17 protein-coding genes are annotated in these 22,208 nt (G+C 65.1%); 14 read left to right on the plus strand and 3 right to left on the minus strand.

Translation table 11 applies throughout. The features are described from left to right. Positions 1 to 60 precede the first annotated feature (60 nt). Positions 61 to 1,074: an acyl-CoA thioesterase gene (locus C1H84_RS06710; protein WP_237562179.1), complete on the plus strand. Its 1,014-nt coding sequence runs from the start codon at positions 61 to 63 to the stop codon at positions 1,072 to 1,074. Further along, complete coding sequence (locus C1H84_RS06715; protein ID WP_113606937.1) at positions 1,071 to 1,685, plus strand: phosphoribosylanthranilate isomerase; 615 nt, start codon at positions 1,071 to 1,073, stop codon at positions 1,683 to 1,685. The genes C1H84_RS06710 and C1H84_RS06715 overlap by 4 nt, the downstream gene beginning before the upstream one ends. On the opposite strand, the gene C1H84_RS06720 is transcribed toward C1H84_RS06715, so the two are convergent. Next, on the minus strand, positions 1,682 to 2,233 hold the full coding sequence (locus tag C1H84_RS06720) for an acyl-CoA thioesterase (protein ID WP_047120003.1): 552 nt from the start codon (positions 2,231 to 2,233) through the stop codon (positions 1,682 to 1,684). The genes C1H84_RS06715 and C1H84_RS06720 overlap by 4 nt on opposite strands. A gap of 151 nt (positions 2,234 to 2,384) precedes the next feature. Between C1H84_RS06720 and C1H84_RS06725 the strand changes: the two genes are divergently transcribed. The 5 genes from C1H84_RS06725 to C1H84_RS06745 all read left to right on the plus strand — a co-directional run bounded on the left by C1H84_RS06725 (position 2,385) and on the right by C1H84_RS06745 (position 7,213). Beyond that, positions 2,385 to 3,752 carry a sensor histidine kinase gene (locus C1H84_RS06725; protein ID WP_047120004.1) on the plus strand — a complete coding sequence of 456 codons (1,368 nt, stop codon included), beginning with the start codon at positions 2,385 to 2,387 and terminating at the stop codon, positions 3,750 to 3,752. Continuing rightward, on the plus strand, positions 3,749 to 4,405 hold the full coding sequence (locus C1H84_RS06730) for a response regulator (RefSeq protein ID WP_047120005.1): 657 nt from the start codon (positions 3,749 to 3,751) through the stop codon (positions 4,403 to 4,405). The genes C1H84_RS06725 and C1H84_RS06730 overlap by 4 nt, the downstream gene beginning before the upstream one ends. Positions 4,406 to 4,487: 82 nt before the next feature. Beyond that, the gene (locus tag C1H84_RS06735) at positions 4,488 to 5,369 is read left to right on the plus strand and encodes an ABC transporter ATP-binding protein (RefSeq protein WP_047120895.1); all 882 of its coding nucleotides are present in this window, start codon (positions 4,488 to 4,490) and stop codon (positions 5,367 to 5,369) included. Beyond that, entirely contained in the window at positions 5,366 to 6,538 is a 1,173-nt protein-coding gene (locus tag C1H84_RS06740; protein WP_113606938.1) for an ABC transporter permease, read from the plus strand. The genes C1H84_RS06735 and C1H84_RS06740 overlap by 4 nt, the downstream gene beginning before the upstream one ends. Positions 6,539 to 6,628: 90 nt before the next feature. Continuing rightward, positions 6,629 to 7,213: a hypothetical protein gene (locus C1H84_RS06745; protein ID WP_113606939.1), complete on the plus strand. Its 585-nt coding sequence runs from the start codon at positions 6,629 to 6,631 to the stop codon at positions 7,211 to 7,213. 1,298 nt (positions 7,214 to 8,511) lie between these two features. Here C1H84_RS06745 and C1H84_RS06750 read toward each other — a convergent pair. Further along, positions 8,512 to 8,835 (minus strand): MerR family transcriptional regulator, encoded by a 324-nt coding sequence (locus tag C1H84_RS06750; RefSeq protein ID WP_113606940.1) that lies wholly within the window; start codon positions 8,833 to 8,835, stop codon positions 8,512 to 8,514. A gap of 127 nt (positions 8,836 to 8,962) precedes the next feature. Between C1H84_RS06750 and C1H84_RS06755 the strand changes: the two genes are divergently transcribed. Together C1H84_RS06755 and C1H84_RS06760 are read left to right on the plus strand one after the other, a co-directional pair. Beyond that, on the plus strand, positions 8,963 to 9,397 hold the full coding sequence (locus C1H84_RS06755; RefSeq protein WP_113606941.1) for an Hsp20/alpha crystallin family protein: 435 nt from the start codon (positions 8,963 to 8,965) through the stop codon (positions 9,395 to 9,397). 934 nt (positions 9,398 to 10,331) lie between these two features. Further along, positions 10,332 to 10,835, plus strand: coding sequence for a hypothetical protein (locus C1H84_RS06760; RefSeq protein WP_113606942.1), 504 nt, complete (start codon positions 10,332 to 10,334; stop codon positions 10,833 to 10,835). A 273-nt stretch (positions 10,836 to 11,108) separates the two neighbouring features. Here C1H84_RS06760 and C1H84_RS06765 read toward each other — a convergent pair whose 3' ends face one another. Next, a complete protein-coding gene (locus C1H84_RS06765; protein ID WP_113607221.1) occupies positions 11,109 to 14,567 on the minus strand; it encodes a proline dehydrogenase family protein in 3,459 nt (1,152 codons plus the stop codon). 298 nt (positions 14,568 to 14,865) lie between these two features. Here C1H84_RS06765 and C1H84_RS06770 point away from each other — a divergent pair, with 298 nt between their 5' ends. From C1H84_RS06770 to C1H84_RS06790, 5 genes are all read left to right on the plus strand, one after another. Next, positions 14,866 to 15,822, plus strand: coding sequence for a LysR substrate-binding domain-containing protein (locus C1H84_RS06770; protein WP_047120012.1), 957 nt, complete (start codon positions 14,866 to 14,868; stop codon positions 15,820 to 15,822). A gap of 141 nt (positions 15,823 to 15,963) precedes the next feature. Further along, the gene (gene putP, locus C1H84_RS06775) at positions 15,964 to 17,469 is read left to right on the plus strand and encodes a sodium/proline symporter PutP (protein WP_047120013.1); all 1,506 of its coding nucleotides are present in this window, start codon (positions 15,964 to 15,966) and stop codon (positions 17,467 to 17,469) included. A 190-nt stretch (positions 17,470 to 17,659) separates the two neighbouring features. Beyond that, positions 17,660 to 19,060: an NAD-dependent epimerase/dehydratase family protein gene (locus tag C1H84_RS06780; RefSeq protein WP_244910836.1), complete on the plus strand. Its 1,401-nt coding sequence runs from the start codon at positions 17,660 to 17,662 to the stop codon at positions 19,058 to 19,060. A gap of 262 nt (positions 19,061 to 19,322) precedes the next feature. Next, on the plus strand, positions 19,323 to 20,945 hold the full coding sequence (locus C1H84_RS06785; RefSeq protein WP_113606943.1) for a biotin carboxylase: 1,623 nt from the start codon (positions 19,323 to 19,325) through the stop codon (positions 20,943 to 20,945). Further along, positions 20,935 to 22,167 carry a serine hydrolase domain-containing protein gene (locus tag C1H84_RS06790; protein ID WP_113606944.1) on the plus strand — a complete coding sequence of 411 codons (1,233 nt, stop codon included), beginning with the start codon at positions 20,935 to 20,937 and terminating at the stop codon, positions 22,165 to 22,167. Before C1H84_RS06785 ends, C1H84_RS06790 begins: the two co-directional genes overlap by 11 nt. The last annotated feature ends 41 nt before the right edge of the window (positions 22,168 to 22,208 follow it).

Genomic DNA, 22,208 nt, shown 5'->3' on the forward strand with positions numbered 1-22,208 from the left:
CGGCGGGGCCGGGATGTCACAGATTGCCCGCAGGGTTTCGCATCAGTCAGACTTGAACGCATGATGAGTCCTGCACCTGCCACCCGACCGAATTCGGTGACCCTTCGCTTCCTGGCGGCCCCGATGGATGTCGGGGTGGCCGGCACGGTCTCCGCCGGCACCGTGCTGGAATGGGTCGACAAGGCCGCCTACGCCGCGGCCGTGGGCTGGTCCTCCAGCTACTGCGTCACCGCCTACGTGGGGAACATCCGCTTCGAGGATCCCATCAGCTCCGGCGACCTGGTGGAGGTCACCGCTTCGGTGGTCTACACCGGCAGCACCTCCATGCACATCCGCACCGAGGTCTCCTTCTCGGATCCGCGCGAGCTGCGCCCCACCATGTCCACCACCTGCCTGGTGATCTTCGTGGCGGTGGACGGCAACGGCAAGCCCACCGCGGTGCCGAACTACGTTCCCGAATCCCTGCGGGAGATCGAGCTGCGCAACAACGCGCTGGCCCGCATCGAGGTCCGCAACCAGATCGTCGCCTCGATGAAGGACCAGGTCTACTCGAACGCCGGCACCGCCGAGCGCGTAGTCCTGCGCTTCATGGCCTCGCCCACCGACGTGAACTGGGGCGGCAAGGTGCACGGCGGCATCGTGATGAAGTGGATCGACGAGGCCGCGGCACTGTGCGCCTCGCGCTACTGCGGGCTGGACACCGTCGCGGTGTTCTCCGGCGGCATCCGCTTCTACCGCCCGTTGTTCATCGGGGACCTGGTGGAGGTCGAGGCCCGCTTGGTCTACACCGGCACCAAGGGCATGCACATCGCGGTGCACGTGCGCTCGGGCAACCCGAAGACCCGCGAAATGAACCTGACCACCTACTGCCTGACCATCATGGTCACCCGCGACGAGACCGGCACCGCGGTGCCGGTCAAGCCATGGATCCCGGTCACCGAGGAGGACCACCGCCTGCACGACCACGCGCTGGAGCTGCTGACCATCCGCGCCAACGCCCCCGGCGGCTACACCCCGACCCACCTGGCGCACGATCCGGGGCAGGCCGGCGCAGCCCAGGAGCAGTCCAAGTGAGCGCTTCGCCCTTCGTGAAGGTCTGCGGGCTGTCCACCGCACAGGACGTCGCGGCCGCCGTGGCCCACGGCGCCGACGCCCTGGGCTTCGTGCTGACCCCCAGCCCGCGCGAGGTCTCCCCCGCCCTGGCCGCCGAACTGCTCTCCGCTGTTCCCGCCGCGGTGGCCACGGTGGCGGTATTCCGCTCCGAGGACGCGGACACCGCGATCCGGCTCTCCCGGCAGGCCGGCGTCGGCTGGATCCAGCTGCACGGACGGCGCACCCCTGAGGACATCGCCGCGGTCAAGGCTGCTGGATTCCATGCGATCCGCGCCGTGCGCATGGATGCCGGAGCAAGCGAGTTCGAGGACTGGGGCGAGGACTTCCTGCTGATCGACGCAGCCGTTCCCGGCAGCGGCGAAAGCTGGGACTACGCCGCGGTGCGCGAGCTGGCGGCGGGGCGCCGCTGGCTGGTGGCCGGGGGGCTGCATTCCGGCAACGTGGCCGGCGCGCTGGAGCAATCGCAGGCCTCCGGCGCGGATGTCTCCTCCGGGGTGGAATCCTCGCGCGGGGTCAAGGACCCGCAGCTGATCGCCGCGTTTCTCGACGCCGCGAAGACCATAGCCGGCTAGCCCAGCCAGTTGTGCGGCGCGGGCTTGCGGGAGCCTGGCAGCGCGCCGTTTTCGCGCCAGTCGTGCAGCCACTGCGGGACCACACGGTCCGCGGGAACCTCCAGCCCCACCGCCTGCATGATCTCCTCGTTGGACACCGCGCCCTTCTTCGAGGTCATGCGGGTCGCGATGTAGGCGCGGGCGTAGATCTCCCCGTCGACCACGATGCGCTGCTCGAAGTAGATGCATTTCTCGTCCAGCCCCAGCAAGCGGGTTTCCTGGGAGAACTTCTTGCCCAGCTCGACGGATTTGCGGAAGGTGATGGTTTCGCACTGCACCACCGGGGTCCACTTCTTCTTGCGCAGGATGTCCCAGACGCCCGAGCGGAACATCAGGTCGAAGCGGCCCAGGTCGAAGATCGAGAAGTACATGCCGTTGTTGATGTGGCCTGCGAAGTCGATGTCGGTCAGCGTGGCCCGCATGCTCACCGAGCCGGTGTCGAACATCGACAGCTTCGGTGCTTTCTTGCTTTTGAAGAACACCATCAGGATTCGAAAAATCATGTGCATACCATCACATTACCGTTCGGTAACTTGTTTTCCCAGTTGTTTCCTCCGCTCTCAACCTTTGGCCTAATCCTGCCGGATCACGCGTTTTCCCCTCGCCGCCCGCTAAAGTCGAAAGCGACTTTTGAACGACGCACTTGTCCAAGGAGCCGCCATGCGCCGACTGACCGACTACGTCCACCGGCGGCTTCCTTCCCTCCCGCCCGCCGACTGGGAACGCCCGGCCCCCGACAAGGCCGGCCTGCGCCGCGACATGTTCGCCGCGCTGGGGCTGCTGGCCTTCGCCATCGTGATGCAGCAGCTGAGCCTCTCGCTGACCGAGGTCGAGCACGCCCCATCTCAGGGGGCGTCGCTGGCAGTGCTGTCGGCGATGATCCTGCCGCTGATGTTCCGCAGGCGCTGGCCGATTTCCATGATGCTTCTGGGCTCCGCCGCCTTCATGGTCAGCGGCACCTCGGAGGCCTACATGGTCACCATGCAGATCTGCGCGCAGCTTGCCTACTTCCTGGGCCTGTACACTGCCGTCACCTGGTCGCGGAACCGCCGCGCGCTGTGGAGCATCTTGAGCATCGTGCTGCTGGCCATGGCCGTCTGGATCATCATCGACCTGTTCACCTCGGACCTGATGAAATCCATGGACGTCAGCATGGTGGACAACCCCGCCGGCGACATCCCGGCGGATATCGCCTTCCCGCTGTACACCTTCCTGATCAACCTGCTGTTCTTCGGCGGCTCCATCTTCCTCGGGCTGGTCAGCTGGTCCAATGCCTACGCCAACGAACTGGTCAAGACCCAAGCGCAGCGCATCGCCGACCAGTCCCAGCAACTGGCGGACCGCGCGGTGAACGAGGAGCGCCTGCGCATCGCCCGCGAGCTGCACGACGTGATCGCCCACCACATCGCCTCGGTCGGGGTCCAGGCCGGCGCCGCGCGCATGGTCCAGCGGCGCGACCCGGAAAAAGCCGCCGAGCTCATGAAGGGCATCGAGGACTCGGCGCGCAGCGCCGTGGGCGAGACCCGCGCGCTGCTCGGCGTGCTGCGCGAAAGCGGGGGCGACATGCTGCCTGATTCCGGCGGCGACGCGCGCCGGCCTGAACCGTCGATGAAGCAGCTGCCGACGCTGCTGGCGGAGAACCGCGCGCAAGGCCTGGCCGTCGAGCTCTCCCGTGCCGAGCACACCCCCGGCTACCTGGACTCGCTGCCCGCCGGCGTGTCCCTGGCCCTCTACCGGATCTGCGGCGAGGCCCTGGCCAATGTCCGCCGGCACTCCACCGCCCGCCGCGCCACCCTGAGCCTGCGCTCGGGCGTCGACGAGCAGGGCCCGTGGGTCGAAGCAGAGATCACCGACGAGGGAACTACGCTCCCTGACAGCTCCGGCAGCGGCTTCGGCTTGCGCGGCATCCGAGAGCGGGCCAATCTGCACCACGGTCTGGTGGAGATCGGCCCGCGCGTCCCGCACGGCTGGCGCACCCGGGCGCGGCTGCGGGTGGTGGCCGGCGCGGAAACTACACTGGTGCCATGAGCAAGATATCCGTCGTGATCTGCGACGACCAGCCTCTGATCGTCTCCTCGCTGAAGCTGATCCTGGAAACCGACCCGCAGATCAGCGTGGTGGGCACCGCTGAGAACGGCGAGCAGGGGGTGGCGCTGGTCACCGAGCTGAATCCAAGCGTGGTCCTGATGGACATCCAGATGCCGCAGCTGGACGGCATCGCCGCCACCTCCCGGATCAGCCGGGACACCGACACCAAGGTCGTGGTGCTGACCACGTTCAACCGCGACGACTACCTCTTCGACGCCCTGGACGCCGGGGCCAGCGGCTTCCTGCTGAAGAACACCGACCCGGAAACGCTGATCACCGCAGTGCACCAGGTCGCCGCGGGCCACGGCCTGCTCTCCCCCGAGGTCACCCTCAAGCTCATCCGCCACCGCTCCGCCCCGGCCGAGGCGGCGCCGGACGCGGACGGGCAGGACCTGCTCTCCGCCCTGACCGAACGCGAGCTGCAGGTGCTCACCGAGCTGGCCAAGGGCAAGAACAACCAGGAGATCGCCGCGGTGCTCTCCCTGTCGGAGGCGACGGTGAAGACCCACCTGTCGAACCTGCTGGCGAAACTGCATCTGAGGGACCGGGTCCAGGGTGTGCTCTTCGCCCACCGCGTCGGACTCATCCAATAGTTTCAGCCTGCAGAGTGAGCCCCGCCGCCGCCTGGATTCCTAGGCTAGGAGGTAGACAAGGCACAGCAGCTAAAGGATGACCATGCTAGAGGTACACAACGTGTCGCGTTCCTTCGCGGAGCGGCTTGTGTTGGACGACGTCAATTTCACCGTGCCGCGCGGCGCGCTGACCGGCTTCGTCGGCGCCAACGGGGCCGGCAAGACCACCACGATGCGCATCATCATGGGGCTGCTGAAGGCCAGTTCGGGCACCGTGAGCCTGGACGGGAAGCCGCTGGAGGGCGATACCCGCCCCCACTTCGGCTACATGCCCGAGGAGCGCGGACTGTATCCCAAGCAGCCGATCATCGACCAGCTGGTGTACCTCGGCCAGCTGCATTCGCTCTCCCGGTCCGAGGCCCGCCGCCGCGCCATGGAGCTGCTGGCCCGCTTCGGCCTGGACGACCGCGCCAAGTCCAAGCTCGAATCCCTCTCGCTGGGCAACCAGCAGCGCGTCCAGGTCGCCGCGGCGCTGCTGCATGAGCCGGAGGTGCTGATCCTCGACGAACCCTTCAGCGGCTTGGACCCCATTGCGGTGGACTCCATGAGCTCCATCCTGCGCGACTACGCTTCCCGCGGCGTCCCGGTGCTGTTCTCCTCCCACCAGCTGGACCTGCTCGACGTGCTGGTCGACCACCTGGTCATCATCCAGGACGGCCGCATCCTGGCCAACGCCTCCGCCGAGGACCTGCGAGCATCGCAGGCCACCCGCCACAAGCTCTCGCTCGGCGCGGACGCCGGATGGCTGCGCGACGAGCCCGGGGTCGAGGTGATCGACATCTCCGGCTCCCGGGCACTGGTGAACTTCCAGACCGAGACCGACTCCCAGCGCGTGCTGCGCGAGGCCCTGTCGCTGGGCACCGTCACCGAGTTCGCGATCCACCGCCCCGCCCTGGCCGACATCTACCGGGAGATCATCAAATGAACACCACCTCCGCCCCCTGGCTGATCGTGGCCCTGCGCGAAGTCGAGACGAAGCTCAAGGACAAGGCCTTCGTCATCTCCACCCTCGGCACCCTGGCGCTGATCATCGGCGCCGTCGCGCTCACCGGATTCCTGGGCAGCAAGTCCGCGGACTACTCCGTGGCCGCCACCGACCCGCTCAGCTACCAGGTGCTCACCGAGGCCCAGGACCAGCGCCCGGAGAACATGAGCCTTGCCATCTCCCAGCTCGACCCCGGACAGGCCCGTGACCAGGTTCAGTCGCAGGACATCGACGCGATGCTGGCCTCCTCCGCCGACCAGCGCAGCATGACGCTCACCGGCTTCGACGAGCTCGACGCCGATCTGGAACAGCTGGTCTCCACCGCGATGCGCACGGTGCTCACCGACCAGCTATTGTCCGCCCAAGGGCTGGACGCCTTCGCGCTGCCGACGGCGGATGACCTGGAAACCGAGCAGTTGCAGGGAGATTCCGAACGCAGCTCGATGATCCGCGCGATGGCCTTCATCTTCTCCTTCCTCTTCTACATGGCGGCGCTGATCTTCGGCATGCCGATCGCCAACTCGGTGATCGAGGAGAAGCAGAACCGCGTGGTCGAGATCCTTGCCAGCACCGTCAGGCTGCGCCAGCTGCTGGCCGGCAAGATCATCGGCAACGTCATCCTGGCCATGGTCCAGCTGCTCGTGTTCCTCGGTGTCGGCCTGCTGGCGGCCTACCTGGCGCCGGGCGAGATCCCGTTCCTCGGCGTGGTCTCCACCGTGGCCGGATGGTTCGTTGTCTTCTTCCTCGGCGGGTTCATGCTGCTCGCGGGCATCTGGGCAGCGCTGGGCGCACTGGCCACCCGCACCGAGGACCTGCAGCAGTCCAGCGGCCCGATCATCGGCGCGCTGGTGGCGGTGATGTTCATTGGCATCTACGCCAAGGGCGGCTTCCTGGTCCTCGCCTCGTATATCCCGATCGCCTCTTCGGTGGCGATGCCCATCCGCATGCTGTCCGGGGACGTGGCCCTGTGGGAACCGCTGCTGTCGCTGGCCGTGCTGCTGGCCGCGTGCTGGGCCGTGCTGCTCTTCTCCGAACGCATCTACCGCCGCGCGGTCATGCACACCGGCGGGGCACTGACCCTTCGCAGGGCCATGAAGCTCGAGCTCTAGCGCCAGCTGCCGGAAAACCGCACGTCGCGGATCAGCCGGTGCACAGGCGGGGTCGCTAAAATCATTCGGGTGCGAGAAGAGAAACCCCTTGTGAATTTGTCCGCCCGGCTGATCGTCGTTTGGCTGGTGGCCCTGAGCGGAATCATCGGCTCAACCATCCTGGCCACCGCGCACTACGTCTTCGATACCGGCGTGCTGTCGGTCATCGCCCTGTGGGCCCTCCGGGTTCTCGTGCTCGCAAGCTTCTGGCTGCTGCCGCTGCCGCGGGACACGAAGATCTTCGGCATCGGGCTGGTGCTGCTGTCTTTGGTCCTCGACGTGCTGCTCAAGTTTCCGGTGCTAGGTTCGGTGCAAGACGCGGACTGGTTCCTGGTCTCGGCACTGGACCTCACCGGCGCGTACGCCGGCTACTTCACCGTCTGGGGCCTGCTGCTGCCGGTGCTGAGCATGACCGGTTGGTTCATCCTGCGCCAGCGCCGGCTGGCTGGCTGGCTGGTCGGACTGGCTTCCACCCTGGGCATGGGCTTCGCGGTGCAGGCTGTCTCCCGATCCGTGGACGGAACCTTCACCCTCTTCGCCGTGGTCACCGTCGCCCGCTACATCGTGCCTGCCGCACTGGCGGCTCTGGCCGATTTCGCTGTGGCACGCTATTCGGCGCGGGTGCTCCCGCGCTGATTGCCGAACATGCCGGATCGCTGGCAACGGATCCCGGGGAATCCCGGCAGGCGGCGAGGGCGCAAGACAGGCCCTTATGGAACTGGCCAAGCAGGCTGCGGACGGCACCGCCAGCGCTGCGAGAATCTTTACCCGCCCTGCCATTTGCCAGGCCCCGGAATCCGGGCTTTTCCACGACTTCAAGGGTTCAACGACCGGCGCGTTATTGCGCAGCTGGCATGCGGGAACGAGAACTACCTGCCGGGGGTTCGCAGCCGAACGCAGTTGCCTCCCAAGCTAGGGCGAGACGGAGGGCACTGTAGTTTCACTTCCTTCCCCGCTGGTTGATGCCTGCACGCCGCCTTCGTCTGCTTGAGATGTGCTTGCTGGCGCGTGGAACCGGCTGTCCCATCCCGCCACCGGGATCCAGGGGAACGCGCTGCACGGAGCCTACGGGTCGAAGAGCCGTCAGCCGCCAAGGCCAGGGCATGCCAGAGGGCTGGCTCGTGCCGCAGGCGGACCCGCGATTCGCAGAGGCTGCCGCGCAATTATTTGCGGACGAATCGTCAACGAGGTGATTCAGGGATTCCCAAGAAGGCAGGGAACAAGATGAACCGAGATCGAGTGGACGCTAGTCCCGAAGAAAAATGAAGTACTTAGCAAGGAGACCAAAGAGGAAGAGGAGGCCCTGGCCCGCGAGTGGGAGAAGGAATCGTTCCCGGCCTCGGATCCACCGGCAGATTACTAAGAGTGCGGAACTCTTGCCCATGTCCTTCGAGTGGATACTCCCAGATAGCGTCAAAACGCTCGTGAGGTGCCCTTTGCGGATGCGTGCTTTCGTCGAGTAATTTTCCACGCATTTGCGTATGCAGATCCGGAAGGGCAGTACCGTGGGCAACGGATCCCGCGCTGCGGTAACTTTTGCGAGGAAGCATCCCATTGCCCAATGGGATGTTCCTCCTTTTAAGAGGCTTCGTCCGCTTGCTCTGTCTCTGCTGCTTCCTCTCCAATGCCGGCAAGCAGGCATGGCAGTCACGTTGCCTGGCGGAGCACAGCACCGGCAGATCTTGGCCAACGGTCCGCCCTGCCCTTTTTCGAGCTGCTGGTGAATCTGCGCGCAGAGTCCGGAAGACCATCGGGACACAGGACGCGCATGGCCCGGTCATCTCGATCGCCGCTCAAGCTCGACGTCCCAGCGTTCTTGGCGATGGCTCTCTCGTTGATGCACGGCCACGTCAGCAAACCCCCGACTGCACATTCTCCCACGCAGGAGAAACGCATCCCTGGCCTCCGGGCCTTGGCGGATGGCGGATCAAGGCTCATTCCCTGATGCGCTCATTCGTCCCCTCGGCAGACTGTTCGGCAAGCTGCTCCCGTAGGCCGATATTTTCAGCTTCCAGCTCCAAGATGATGCCGATGCCGGCCAGATTCACGCCCTGCTCGATCAGCTCAGATATCTGCTTCAGCCGGGCCAAATCTTCCGCGTGGTACCTGCGCGTGCCCCCGCTGGTCCGTGCTGGGGTGATCAAGCCTCGCACTTCATAAAGCCTGACAGTTTGCACGCTCACCCCCACGCTCTGCGCAGCGGTGGCAATGGAATGCGTTCGAGAGGCACCTTCTGGGTGTGCAGAATTTTTTGACATTTTTTACCTTGCGTAGCTTGCGTGATCTCTGATTCCCATGCTATAAAATCTACATCGTTAGGTATAGATCTAACGGAAAGTGAATTGCACCATCATAGAGTGTCACACCAGAAAGGAATGAGTTCAGATGATGCAGACCGAGGTACTTCGCGATTTCGACCGCTTGGTACAGCGAGCTTTCAACACCCAACTCAGCTCTGAGCCCGTCCACCCGATGCCAATGGAGGCATGGCGGGACGAAGACGGATTCCATGCTGAATTCGATCTACCAGGCATCGATGCCGAGCAGATCGACATGGCCGTGGAAAAGAACATCTTGACCATCCGCGCCGAGCGCACCAAGCCGGAAGGCCGTCAGTACGTGACCGGTTCGGAAAGACTGTGGGGCCACTTCACCCGCGAACTGGTGCTGGGGGATCATTTGGATACCGAGAGCATCCAAGCCTCCTATGTCGATGGCGTGCTGAGGCTGGATATTGATGTGGCCGAAAGTGCCAAGCCCCGCCGTATCCAGGTTGCGGTCAACCGCGGCGGGAAAGACCCCAAGGAATTAACCAGCTAGTCAAGGATGCCCCTGAGGGGCATGCGCGGAGATGATGTGTCATGTCTGCCTTCATTGATCCGGTGTTCCACCCGTTGGTCATTGATGACGAGTTGCTTCTGGCCATATACGAGCTCGAGCTATCCACGGCACCACGTCAGGACCAGCCGCCGCGAGCGCGCCGACGAACCGCGCTCGACGGTGTTCCGCGGCCCAGTCAGCGGTGTCCGGAAGCAGAGAACGATACCCGAGTGAGTGAAAGGTCAGTACGCGCCATCGGACCTGCAAGGGTTTATTCGCGTTCACCACCGGTAGCCGGTGAGCCTGGCCGAAGAACCTGAACAGAGTGGTCGACAGGGGTGCGTCCGAACCGAAGACCGGGCGCACCCCTTCGGAACGAGCAGCAACGGTTCGCACCAAGAACGACCCGTTGGCCAGAATTCGTTCAGCGGCGCTCGGATGCCTGAACCGACCCAGGACCGCGAAAAGCGAAGCGGCCTCGTCCGGCTTCCTTGGCCTATGGCCAAGAAGGACGCATCCACACCGGGGACACTGGATCAACCCCAAAGACCGATCCGAGTTGAACGAACTGATCGTACGGGAGGACGGCTCCGGGTGCCGACCGCGACCAGGGCGCATTGCAGTGCCGATCCCCAGCGGCATGCAGTCATCGTCCTAGGCCGGCACAGTGCCCCGCTGGCGGCTCCAGCCCACCTTGAGCGGTACCGGAGAAGCAATCGATTTGCTGCCGGCGAGCGGATGGCCCGACCCCGCCCGCCGCCCGCTAAATGGTTGGAAGCTGTGAATCAGGCGGAATCGCCGCGACAAGAATACGCAGGGCCTATGATTCGTGGTGACTCAGCTACCGACATAGAACACAGATTAGCTCTCGCACTTGGCGAATACCTGAGATTGCAAGGACTTGCTGCGGACATGAACGACAGGAGCACATGCGATGTTTCACCAAGAATTGCGGACCCACACGGCCGAAGAACTTAGGAATCTGTTGACGTCACCCCATGCGCAGGAGCACCTTCGCCGCTATGGTTGGCAGCCTGCGATGCCCATAGTCATCACTGCACCCTACGAAACGCTGGACACCGCGATGGGGCTGGTATCCACCTACAACTCGGCGGTCCTTATCGGATGTTATGACCCGTATTCGGACGAGCTCACCCTGTGGCAAGTTTCCGGGCCGGAATCCACCGAGCATCCCGAAGACGGCGTTGAACTCAAGCGCAATGAAGCGTACACCTTCCGGGAAATGTGTCAGAAAGCGATGCAGAGCCCCGCAGTGCGCTTCCGGCCCAAGGGATGGAACCATGATGTCCGCGTTCGAGAAATTCCGCTGTTTGCCCGCAGTGACCGCCTAACGTGCAGCCACGAACAGATGATCCATTCCTCCCGGAAGCACACGCGCCCACTCGAACATATCCCCCTGGGCACTTCTGGTACCTAGCTTCGAGCGTTCCGCTCCTTCCGCGTGGCCTCCCAGAGGCGGCACGGGAAGATCGGCATCGAGGATATGGGACAACACGACGTGCCCTGCTCCGAGGCCCCATGCGTGCCGGCCAAACCAGCAATGCTCGGCCAGGCATCGCCGTGGCCTTGGCAGCGCATCGCGCGTTCATGCCCACTGGTCAGTGGACCTCGATTAAACCCGCAGGCCGCGGTGAGCTCCCCTTGTCGGGGAACTCACCGCGGCCTGTCTTCGACCTGGTGCTGACGGCGCCTAGATCAACGAGTCGCTCAGGTGGTTCGGAGTGCCGAAGCGGTGGGCGGTGATGGACACTGCCTGCTCGTGCAGGAACGGGAGCAGCTCCACACGACCGGCGCCGGTGACGTTCGAGGCGTAGATCGCCACGTCAGGCTTGCCGTTGGTGGCCTCTGCAACTTCGGAGAGCGACCCGCCGATCAGGCGGATGCGGGCCGAGGACTGCGGACCGGTCTTGGCTGCCAGCTTGGCGGCGCGGGCCGCGAAGCCCGCTGCGTCTTCGCGCACCACGGTGACCGAGTGCTCGGCCAGCAGGTTGCGCACGCCGCGCGGCAGCTCGACGTCAGCGGAGAACACCACGCGCGATCCCGCGGTCACGCCGGCGGCCAGCACGCGCAGCGCCTCGGCAATGCCGTGGCCGCTGGTCTCGTTCTCGTAGCGCACGGTCACGTCCACCGGGCGGTAGCGGAACACGTTGCGCTCGGCCTGCAGACCTGAACGGTCCTTGGCCTGGTTGAACTCGGTGTTCCACCACAGCTTGTCGCTGCCCAGGGCTGCGGACAGCCACTGGGTGTCGGCCTCGTCCAGACCCGCGGTGATCAGCAGGCGCTCATCGAAGGTGGACAGCGCGGCGGTCTCGGTGACCGGCGCATCGGTCCACGAACCCATGCCGACCAGGTAGTTCGGGCCGCCAGCCTTGGTGCCGGCGCCGATGGCCGACTTCTTCCATCCGCCGAACGGCTGGCGCTGCACGATGGCGCCAGTGATGCCGCGGTTCACGTAGATGTTGCCGGCCTGGATGTTCTCCAGCCAGTAGGCCAGTTCGTCCTGGTCCAGCGAGTGCAGGCCCGAGGTCAGGCCGTAGTCGATCTCATTGACCATGGCCACTGCTTCTTCCAGGGTCTCGGCAGTCATCACGCCGAGGATCGGGCCGAAGTACTCGGTCAGGTGGTACTCGCTGCCGCGCTTCACGCCGTAGCGCACGCCCGGGGAGTACAGCTTGCCCGAGTCGTCGAGCTGCTCGGGCTTCAGTTCCCAGCGCTCTCCGGCGCCCAGGGTGGTCAGGCCGCGCTTGAGCTTCTCGCCCGGCTCGCCGATCAGCGGGCCCATCTGCGACTCGGGGTTCCACGGGTAGCCGACCTTCAGCGACTTGACCGCGTCGATCAGCTGGCTGTTGAAGCGGCGCGAGGTGGCCACCGAGCCGACCAGCACGACCAGCGAGGAGGCCGAGCACTTCTGGCCTGCGTGGCCGAAGGCCGACTGCACCACATCCTTGGCCGCCAGGTCGAGGTCCGCATGCGGGGTGACGATGATGGCGTTCTTGCCCGAGGTCTCCGCAAGCAGCGGCAGGTCCTTGCGGAAGGAGCGGAACAGCTCGGCGGTCTCGTAGCCGCCGGTCAGGATCAGGCGGTCGACGCGGGCGTCGGAGACCAGCTGGGTGCCCAGCTCGCGCTCACCGACGAAGACCAGCTGCAGCACGTCCTTCGGCACGCCGGCGTCCCACAGGGCCTTGACCATGACGGCGCCGATGCGCGCGGCCTGGCTGGCAGGCTTGATGATGACGGCGGAACCCGCGGCCAGGGCCGACAGGGTGGAGCCGGCAGGGATCGCCATCGGGAAGTTCCACGGCGGGGTGACCACGGTCAGCTTGGACGGCACAAAGGTCGCACCGTCGACGGAGTCCAGGTCGCGGCCGCGCTGGGCGTAGTAGTGGGCGAAGTCGATCGCCTCGGAGACTTCCACGTCGCCCTGGTCGATGGTCTTCCCGCACTCGGAGCCGAGCACCTCGAGCATGGTGGCGCGGCGCTCTTCGAAGAGCTGGCCGGCGCGGTGCAGGATCTCGGCGCGCTTGGCCGAGCCCAGTGCCTGCCAGCCGGCGGCGGCGTCCACGCCCATGGCGATGGCCTCATCCAGTTCCGAGGAGGAGTGGATGGTGTGCGAGGAGACCAGGTCCTTGCCCAGCGACGAGTCCTGCATCTTGGCCAGGATCTCGCGGCCCCAGGCGCGGTTCTGGGCCAGGTCCGGATCGGTGTCCGGGGTGTTGAAGAACCCGGTGGTGCCCTCGATCAGGCCCTGGACCTTCCCGGCCAGCGCCTCGTCCTGGATCTGGCGGTTCTGCACGCGGTGCGGAGCCGGGACCTGCTCGCTCATGGCCTCCAGGGAAGCCAGGAAGCGGTCCTTCTCGCGCTGGAACAGCGCCTCGTTCTTCTCCAGCTCGAAGACCGCGGACATGAAGTTCTCCTGGCTGGCGCCCTCTTCGAGGCGGCGGATCAGGTAGGCGATCGCCACGTCGAATTCTTCCGGGTGCACCACCGGGGTGTAGAGCAGCAACTCGCCGACCTCGCGGCGCACCGCCTCGGCCTGGCCGGTGGCCATGCCCAGCAGCATCTCGAACTCGATGCCCTTGGTGACGCCGCGGGACTTGGCCAGCAGCCAGGCCAGGGCCACGTCGAACAGGTTGTGGCCGGCCACGCCGATGCGCACGTTCTTCACGTGCTCCGGGCGCAGCGCGTAGTCGATGACCATCTTGTAGCTGGTGTCGGAGTCCTGCTTGGTGTGCCAGGTGGCCAGCGGCCAGCCGTGGATGTCGGCTTCCATGGTTTCCATCGGCAGGTTTGCGCCCTTGACCACACGCACCTTGATCGGTGCGCCGCCATCGGCCACGCGGGCCGAGGCGAAGTCCTGCAGCTGGATCATGGCGCCCAGGGCATCCGGCAGGTAGGCCTGCAGCACGATGCCGGCTTCCAGGTTCTTGAACTCGTCCATGGACAGGATCCTGGTGAAGACCGCGATGGTCAGCTCCAGGTCCTTGTACTCTTCCATGTCCAGGTTGATGAATTTCTTCTTGGAGCCGCGGTTGGCCAGCTCGTAGAGCGGCTTGAGCTTCTCGATGATGTGCTCCACCGCCTCGTCGAAGGCCCAGTGGTTGTGCGGGGCCACGGTGGCGGAGACCTTGATGGACACGTAGTCCACGTCGTCGCGGGCCAGCAGCTTGGTGGTGCCCTCCAGGCGGCGGGCTGCTTCGCCCTCGCCCAGGATGGCCTCGCCCAGCAGGTTGACGTTCAGGTTGACGCCTTCGCGCTTGATCTTGGAGATCGCGCCGCCCAGCTTGGCGTCGGAGGCGTCGATGATCAGGTGGCCGACCATCTCGCGCAGCACCTTGCGGGCCGCCGGAACCACGATCTGCGGCACGATCGGCGCCATGACGCCGCCCAGGCCAACTGCCTTGCGCATGTACCACGGCAGGAAGGCCGGCACCTTCGGGGCCAGGGCCTTGAGGTTGGCGGCGGCGACGTTCAGGTCCTCGGGACGGATCACGCCGTCGACGAAGCCGACGGTGAAGTCCAGGCCGTTGGGGTCCTTGAGCACTCCGGCCAGGCGGGCGGCGGAGGCGTCGGTCGGGAACTGCGCGGCTTCGGTGAGCCAGCGGCGGACCAGCTTGATGGCGTCGTCGGCCAGTTCGGCCGGGGTGGTCATGGTGTTGCCGGCGGCGTCGACGGCCGGCGGCACGAGGTGCTGGGTGTTGGTGGAAGACACTTGTGGTCCCTTCGATGCGGTTCGTACATGGGGGTTCGGCACCGAACGCTCAGGTCGTTTTTGGGCTGTGCTGGCCGCCTGCTCCGGTCAGGAACCACGCGCCACGCGAAGCTGTGTGCAAGATTGAGTATGACCCTTTTGCGGGTTAAGCAAAAGTGAACAAAACCGAAGGATTTCATTCGGGTTTGCTAATGTTTCCACAGGGTCTGAAATTCACCGGAAAACGCGGGGGTAAACCATGCTTGAACTGCGCCGATTGCGGCTGCTTCGGGAATTGAGCATCCGCGGCACCATCGCGGAGGTCGCCGACGTGCTCAGCTACTCCCCTTCCTCGGTTTCGCAGCAGCTCACCCAGCTGGAGGCGGAAGCGGGCGTGGAGCTGCTGCGCCGCACCGGACGCACGCTGCAGCTGACCCCGCAGGCCCAGGTCCTGGTGGCCCACACCGAGGAACTGCTTGGCTCCATGGAGCGGGCCGAAGCGGCGCTGGCCGCCACCTTGTCCACGGTCACCGGTACCGTGCGCCTGGCCGTGTTCCAAACCGCCATGCTGGCCCTGATGCCGCCGGTACTGCGCGAGCTGCGCACCACCTACCCGCGCCTGCGGGTGGAGATGAGCCAGCAGGAGCCGGCCGAGGCGCTGCACGAAACCAGCAGCCGCAACTTCGACCTGGTGGTCGCCGAGCAGTACCCCGGGCACGCCGCACCGCACTATGAAAACCTCGACCGACGAGTGCTGACGCACGACGCCATCCGGTTGGCGCTGCCGGCCCGGGGTGCGGCGGGCAATGCCGAATTCGACCGGGTCGCCACCTTGGAGCACGCCGCGCACCTGCCCTGGGTGATGGAGCCGGAGGGTGCGGCCAGCCGCCACTGGGCCGAGCAGTCCTGCCGGCTGGCCGGCTTCGAGCCGGACGTGCGCTACGAAACCGCGGACCTGCAGGCCCATCTGCAGCTGGTGGCGTCCGGCAACGCGGTGGCGCTGCTGCCCGCACTGGTGCTGCGCACCGATTCCGGGACGCTGCGCGCGGTCGAGCTGCCGGGCGCGCCGATGCGCACCATCTTCACCGCCATGCGGCATTCCTCGACCCAGTCCCCGGCCATGCAGGCGGTGCGCTCGCTGCTGCACCGGCAGCCTGGAATGATCGACGAGCAGGGTTCGGCCGACCCGCCGCCGACCAAACGGCTCCTTCGATGAGTTGGGTCACATTTCGGTAACAACGCTCCGGACGGAACGCGACAAACCCTCCAATTGGTGCCATAGTGGTGACTCGCACCACAAGACCCGCGTCCCGCCCCGGTACATCATCGCGGCGGGCAGAACAGGTTATGAGGAAACATGTCCGACCAGACTTTTCAGATGATCGCGATCGCGATCTACATGGCCGCCATGCTTGGCATCGGCTATATCGCGTATCGCCGCACCAACAACATCGATGACTACATGCTGGCCGACCGCGGCCTGAAGCCCTGGGTGGCCGCGCTGTCGGCTGGCGCCTCGGACATGTCCGGCTGGCTGCTCATGGGCCTGCCCGGTGCCATCTACCTGGGCGGCATGCACGAAGCCTGGATCGCCATCGGCCTGCTCATCGGCGCCTGGCTGAACTGGAAGTTCGTGGCCCCGCGCCTGCGCTCCTACACCGCCATCGCGCAGAACGCGATCACCATCCCGAGCTACTTCGAGAAGCGCCTGAAGGACGGCACGCACATGCTGCGCATTGCCTCCTCGATCATCATCCTGGGCTTCTTCACCTTCTATGTCTCCTCGGGCATGGTGGCCGCCGGCAAGTTCTTCGACTCCACCTTCAACTGGCCGTACATGACCGGCCTGCTGTTCGTCGCCGGCATCACCCTGCTGTACACGCTGTTCGGCGGCTTCCTGGGCGCCTCGCTGACCGACATGGTCCAGGGCCTGCTGATGTTCGCGGCCCTGGTCGCGGTGCCGATCGTGGCAGTCCTGCAGGTCGGAGACATCAATACCCTGGGCCAGCGCATCACCGACGCCAACCCGGTGGCCTTCAACCTGTTCTCCTCCTTCGACGGCAACGGCACCTTCCTGGCCATCGTCGCGATCTTCTCCACCGCAGCCTGGGGCTTCGGCTACTTCGGCCAGCCGCACATCCTGGTGCGCTTCATGGCGCTGCGCACCCCGGCCGAGGCCAAGAGCGCACGCCGCATCGGCATCGGCTGGATGTTCCTGACCACCCTGGGCGCGGTGTGCACCGCACTGATCGGCATCGCCTACTTCGCCGACGCCCCGCTGGACAAGTCCAGCAGCGAGACCGTCTTCCTGCTGCTCAGCCAGGTCTTCTTCCACCCGCTGATCGCCGGCCTGGTGTTGGCGGCGGTGCTGGCGGCGATCATGTCCACCATGTCCTCGCAGCTGATCGTCTGCTCCTCCGCGCTGGTGGAGGACCTGTACAACATCGCCGGCCGCAAGGCCTCCCCGAAGGCCCTGGTGAATCTGGGCCGCGCCGGCGTGCTGGTTATCGCGGTCATCGCCGTGCTGCTGGCGCTGGACCCGAATTCATCGATCCTCAAGCTCGTATCGTTTGCCTGGGCTGGCTTCGGCGGCGCCTTCGGCCCGATTGTGCTGCTGAGCCTGTACTGGCGCAAGCTGACCGCCATAGGCGCCTTCGCCGGCATGGTCTCCGGCGCCGTGGTCGTCTTCGTCTGGGGCAACATCCCAGATCTTTCGAATGCAATGTATGAAATCGTTCCTGGCTTCGCTATCAACCTGCTGGTTGCCTGGCTGGTGTCCCTGGGCACCTACCGCCACAACGAGCAGGTGCAGGAAGAATTCACCGAAATGGAGAACGAGCTCGGCGTCAAGGTCACCGCCTAAGCGCCGCCCGCGCCAACCTGCATATGGCTCCCGCCATCCCCGGACCCAGGGGACGGCGGGAGCCGTTGTTTTCCCCGAACAGCAGATCGCGTAACAGTCCGAGCACACGTCCGGTTCCTGCCCACCGAACAGCCTTCCACCAAGTAGCCTTGGGATAAGCCGCAAGCTCCACGACGCAGGGGGAATCTCGATGAGCAGCACCAAGAAGTTCACGCACTGGCAGCGCACTGAGTCGCAGTTCCTGGCGGCGGGCGCCGACGCCGTGTATTCGATCGTCGGAAACCTCTCGCAGACCGGGCACTGGATGAAGCAGCTGGGCTTCACGGTGCATGACGACCAGCGCGGAGTCGGCACCAAGGTGGACCTGCTGCCTCCGGGCAAGGTCTTCGGCCCGTTGCACCGGGCCACCGCGCCGTCCGGCTCCATCACCCGCCGCAACCAGGCCGCACGCATGGTCGAGTTCACCCAGCCTCAGCCCGGCGGTTCCATGGTGCTGCGCTGGCGCGTCGACGAGCACGAAGGCGGCTGCATGCTGCACTTCACCGTCGAGCTGCACGGACCGGGCACCACCGCCTTCAAGTTCACCGTGGGCAAGGACCTGTGCGAGGACTTCGCCGTGTCCGCAGCCCGGCTCTACCGGCTGATCGCCCACACCGCGCACATCAAGCTCAACGCCCATGTGGTCATTGCCGGCGGGCGCGGGTTCCTGGGCCGCAACCTCGCCGCGGACCTGGTCTGCCGAGGTGCCTCGGTGGCGGTGCTTTCGCGCACCCGCGAGGCTGATTTCCCCACCGAACAGTACATCTGGGATGGGCAGCACCAGGGTCCGTGGACCGGTGCCTTCGCCAGCGACCGACCGGTGCACCTGGTCAACCTGGCCGGCGAGCGCGTGGACAAGCGCAACACCGCCCAGAATATCGCCGAACTGACAGATTCGAGGGTGCGCACCACCCGTACGCTGGCCGAGGCCACCGCCAAGGGCTCGAAGCTGGCCACCTGGATCCAGTCCAGCACCACCGCGATCTTCTCCGATGCCGGCGAAACGGAACTCACCGAGTCCAGCCCCATCCCCACCGGCGAGCAGGCGCTGCCCGAGATGACCGGTGTTGCCGCCGCGTGGGAGAAGGCGTTCACCCAGGCTCAGGTCAATGCCGAGCACCGCTACATCCTGCGCACCTCCCTGGTCATGCATCCGGACGCCCCGTTGCTCGGCCCGCTGAATCTGCTGGCGAACACCGGGCTGGGCGGAAAGCTGGGCCACGGCAAGCAGTGGTTCAGCTGGATCGGCATGGATGATTGGCTGCACGTCATCCGTTGCCTGCTGCGCCTTGAAGCACCTGAAATCCCCGACGGAATCGTGCACGCCACGGCCCCGAATCCGCTGCGCAACGAGGAAGTGATGACAGCCCTGCGCTCGCTGGCCGGGATGCCCGGTGTGCCGACCGGGAGCCTGATTCCCACGGTGGGCGCGGCGGTCATGGGCACCAATGCCCGGGTCATCCTGACAGGACGCAAGGCGACCAGCACTGTCCTTCGCGACGCAGGTTTCGAATTCAAGGAGCTGGATTTCGCGGCGACCGTTGGTCGCTAGCCGGATCCGGGATAGGTCGGTGGATCTTTCGTAGATCCTCCGGCCTTCGCCATGTCATTTCGGGTCACAAAAGCTCAGGCCGAGGCGCTGCCCGCAGCTTCGCGCCATGTCACCGGGCGGCAGCGGGCGACACCGGCCAATGTTCATCGGCCGTTCACCGCCCGGTGTTCCGGCGCTCACCGCAAGCGCTGAGCATGAAACTGTCACACCCCGTGCGCGCAGTGACCTGCCTCTTGACCGTTTGAGAAGGACCGACTCCGACATGGCCAATGTTCTCGAAGCTTCATCCCACATCACACGTCCACGAATCCCGAAGCCCAGCGAGCTGTCCAAGCTGCGCCATCAGGTCCAGGCCACCGAAGGCTTGAACGCGAATGTCGCTACCGACGCCGCCTACAACGACGAGCCCCATCCCGAAGCGGCCCCGCAGGTGCTGCCTTTCGGACGGCAGCTGAAGAACATGAGCGAGGTGCGCCATTTCTTCCGGACCAATCAGACGCCGATCTATTTCATTGGCGCGACCCCGGTGAACCTGCTGGGGCTGGACCGCTGGGTTCGAAAGTTCAGCTACATCACCTATTACGACGGGTGGGACGGACAACATCCACGCGTCTTCACCCCCAGTGAGAAACCCTATGTCGAATTCGACAGCGCCGAGGAGATCAACAACTGGCTGCTGGAGAACTCGGAGGTCCGCGAATTCATCGACTCCCAGCGCACCGTCGGCGGGCCGAAGCCCAAGGTCGCCATGGTGTTTTTCAACGAAGAGACCGAATCCATCTGCGAAGAGCTAGGCTACGACCTGATCCTTCCCCCGGCTGCGCTGCGCACCGAACTTGATTCAAAAATCGTCACTACCAAGCTGGGCAACGCCGCCGGAGCTCCCTCGGTGCCCAATGTGCTGGGCACCGCTTCCAGCTACCACGAGCTGATGGCCTTGGCGCGCAAGGGCAAGCTCGGAAACGACCTGGTGGTGCAAACCCCCTACGGCGATTCGGGCAAGACAACATTCTTCATCGCCAACGAAGAGAACTGGAACCAGTATTCGAAGTACATTCTCGGCGAAGACCTCAAGGTCATGAAGCGCATCAACAACCAGCCGGTGGCCGTCGAGGCGGTCCTGACCCGCTGCGGCACCGTGGTGGGACCGATCCTCACCGAACTGGCCGGTTACAAGGAGCTCACTCCCTACAAGGGAGGGTGGTGCGGCAATGAAATGCACCCAGATATCCTCACGGACTCGCAGCGAGCGCGGGCCATTGAGCTGGTGCGAAACGTCGGCAGCGGCCTGCAGAATACCGGGTACCGCGGCTTCTTCGAAGTCGACGTGCTGGTGGACACCGACACCGATGAGGTGTACCTGGGCGAATTGAATCCGCGCATCTCAGGGGCCAGCGCAATCACCAATGTCACCGCCGGCGCCTACGCGGACGTTCCGCTGTTCCTCTTCCACCTGCTGGAGTACCTCGACGTGGACTTCAAGCTGGACGTGGACGAGATCAACGAACGCTGGCAGGAGATGTCCGGGGCTGACGTATGGAGCCACATGATCATCAAGGAAACCGACGACATCCTCCAGTACCTGACCCACGCGCCGCGCACGGGCAACTACTACCTCGATTCCCGCGGCAAACTGCAATTCTCCCGCTCGGCCCTGGACTGGCACCAGCTTCAGAACCACAAGGAAGCGTTTTTCCTGCGCATCTACGGCGAGCACGACTACCGTTGGAAGGGAGCCGATCTTGGGGTCCTGGTCACCAAGGCCAAGCTTCAGTACGAAGGCAAAAAGAAAACCAAACTCACCATCGATGCCAAGCATTTCATTTCCTCCATCCGCTCCCAGTACAAGGGCATCGACGTTCCTCCCAATGACAATGGACATTGATTCGGCGGGCCCTCCCGGCGATGGCGTCCTTCCCGCCCGGCCTGAACCCGCAGGCGCCCTGTCCATCGCCAACTGGCAGGCCCCGCAGAACGTCAAGCGCTCGTTCCAGAACATCGCACGCATCCACCCGACCGTACGGGTCTCCCGCGGCGATGGGCCGATCGTCAAGCTGCCGCTGGCCGAGGAGAAGCTCGGCAAGCTCGAGGTCGCCAAATCCAGCTTCACCGATCCAGCCCTGACGGTGCGAGGAGTCATCCACGCGACGAATACCGACGCGGTGCTCGTCATCCACAACGGACGGATCCTATGGGAGAAGTACTACAACACGATGACCGCGCAGAGCGACCATCTGCTGATGTCGGTGAGCAAGACGCTGGTGGGCACCTTGGCCGGCGCACTCGCCGATGCCGGGCTGCTGGATGTGTCCCGGCAGGTGTGCAGCTACGTTCCGTCGCTGGCGCGCACCGGTTATGCCGGGGCCAGCGTGCGCGACATCCTCGATATGCGCTCGGGCATCCAGTTTTCGGAGGAGTATCTGGATCCCAACGCCGAGGTGCGTCTGCTGGAAGAGGCCATCGGCTGGGCGCCGGAGCGCGGATCAATCGGCCCGGTCGGGATGTACGACTTCCTGCTGACGCTCAAGGCCAAGGGACCCCATGGCGGACCGTTTGAGTACCGGTCCTGTGAAACCGACGTGCTGGGCTGGGTCTGCGAGGCTGCTGGCGGAGCTCCGATGCAGCAGCTGCTCTCCGAATACGTGTGGTCGAAGCTCGGCGCCCAGCAGGATCTGCTGATGGGTGTGGACCAATTCGGGACCGGAATGTTCGACGGCGGCTTCAACACCACGCTGCGGGATCTGGCCCGCTTCGGGCACCTCTACGTCAACGGCGGCCGCGCACTGACCGGGAAAGCGGTGCTTTCTCCGGCGTGGATTGAGGATACCTTCCGGCAAAGCGATGAGCTGTTCCAGGCGTTCGCCCAGTCGCCGGGAGAGAACCTGATGCCCGGTGGCCGGTACCGCAACCAGATCTGGTTCCCCAATCCCGCCACGAATGCGGCGGTGGCGCTGGGCATCCACGGGCAGATGATCTACATGGATCCCGCGGTGAAGCTGGTGGCGGTCAAGCTCTCCAGCTGGCCCTTGCCGCAGGATGCTTCCAAGCTCTTCCCCACCCTGCGGGCGTTCGAGGCCGTGGCACGGCACTTGGGATGCCCGGCCTGAACCCGTAGGCCGCAAAGCAACGCCCCGGCCGCTCTCTGGCA

This window comes from Glutamicibacter soli (genome assembly GCF_003309065.1).
Classification (GTDB): Bacteria; Actinomycetota; Actinomycetes; order Actinomycetales; family Micrococcaceae; genus Glutamicibacter; species Glutamicibacter soli.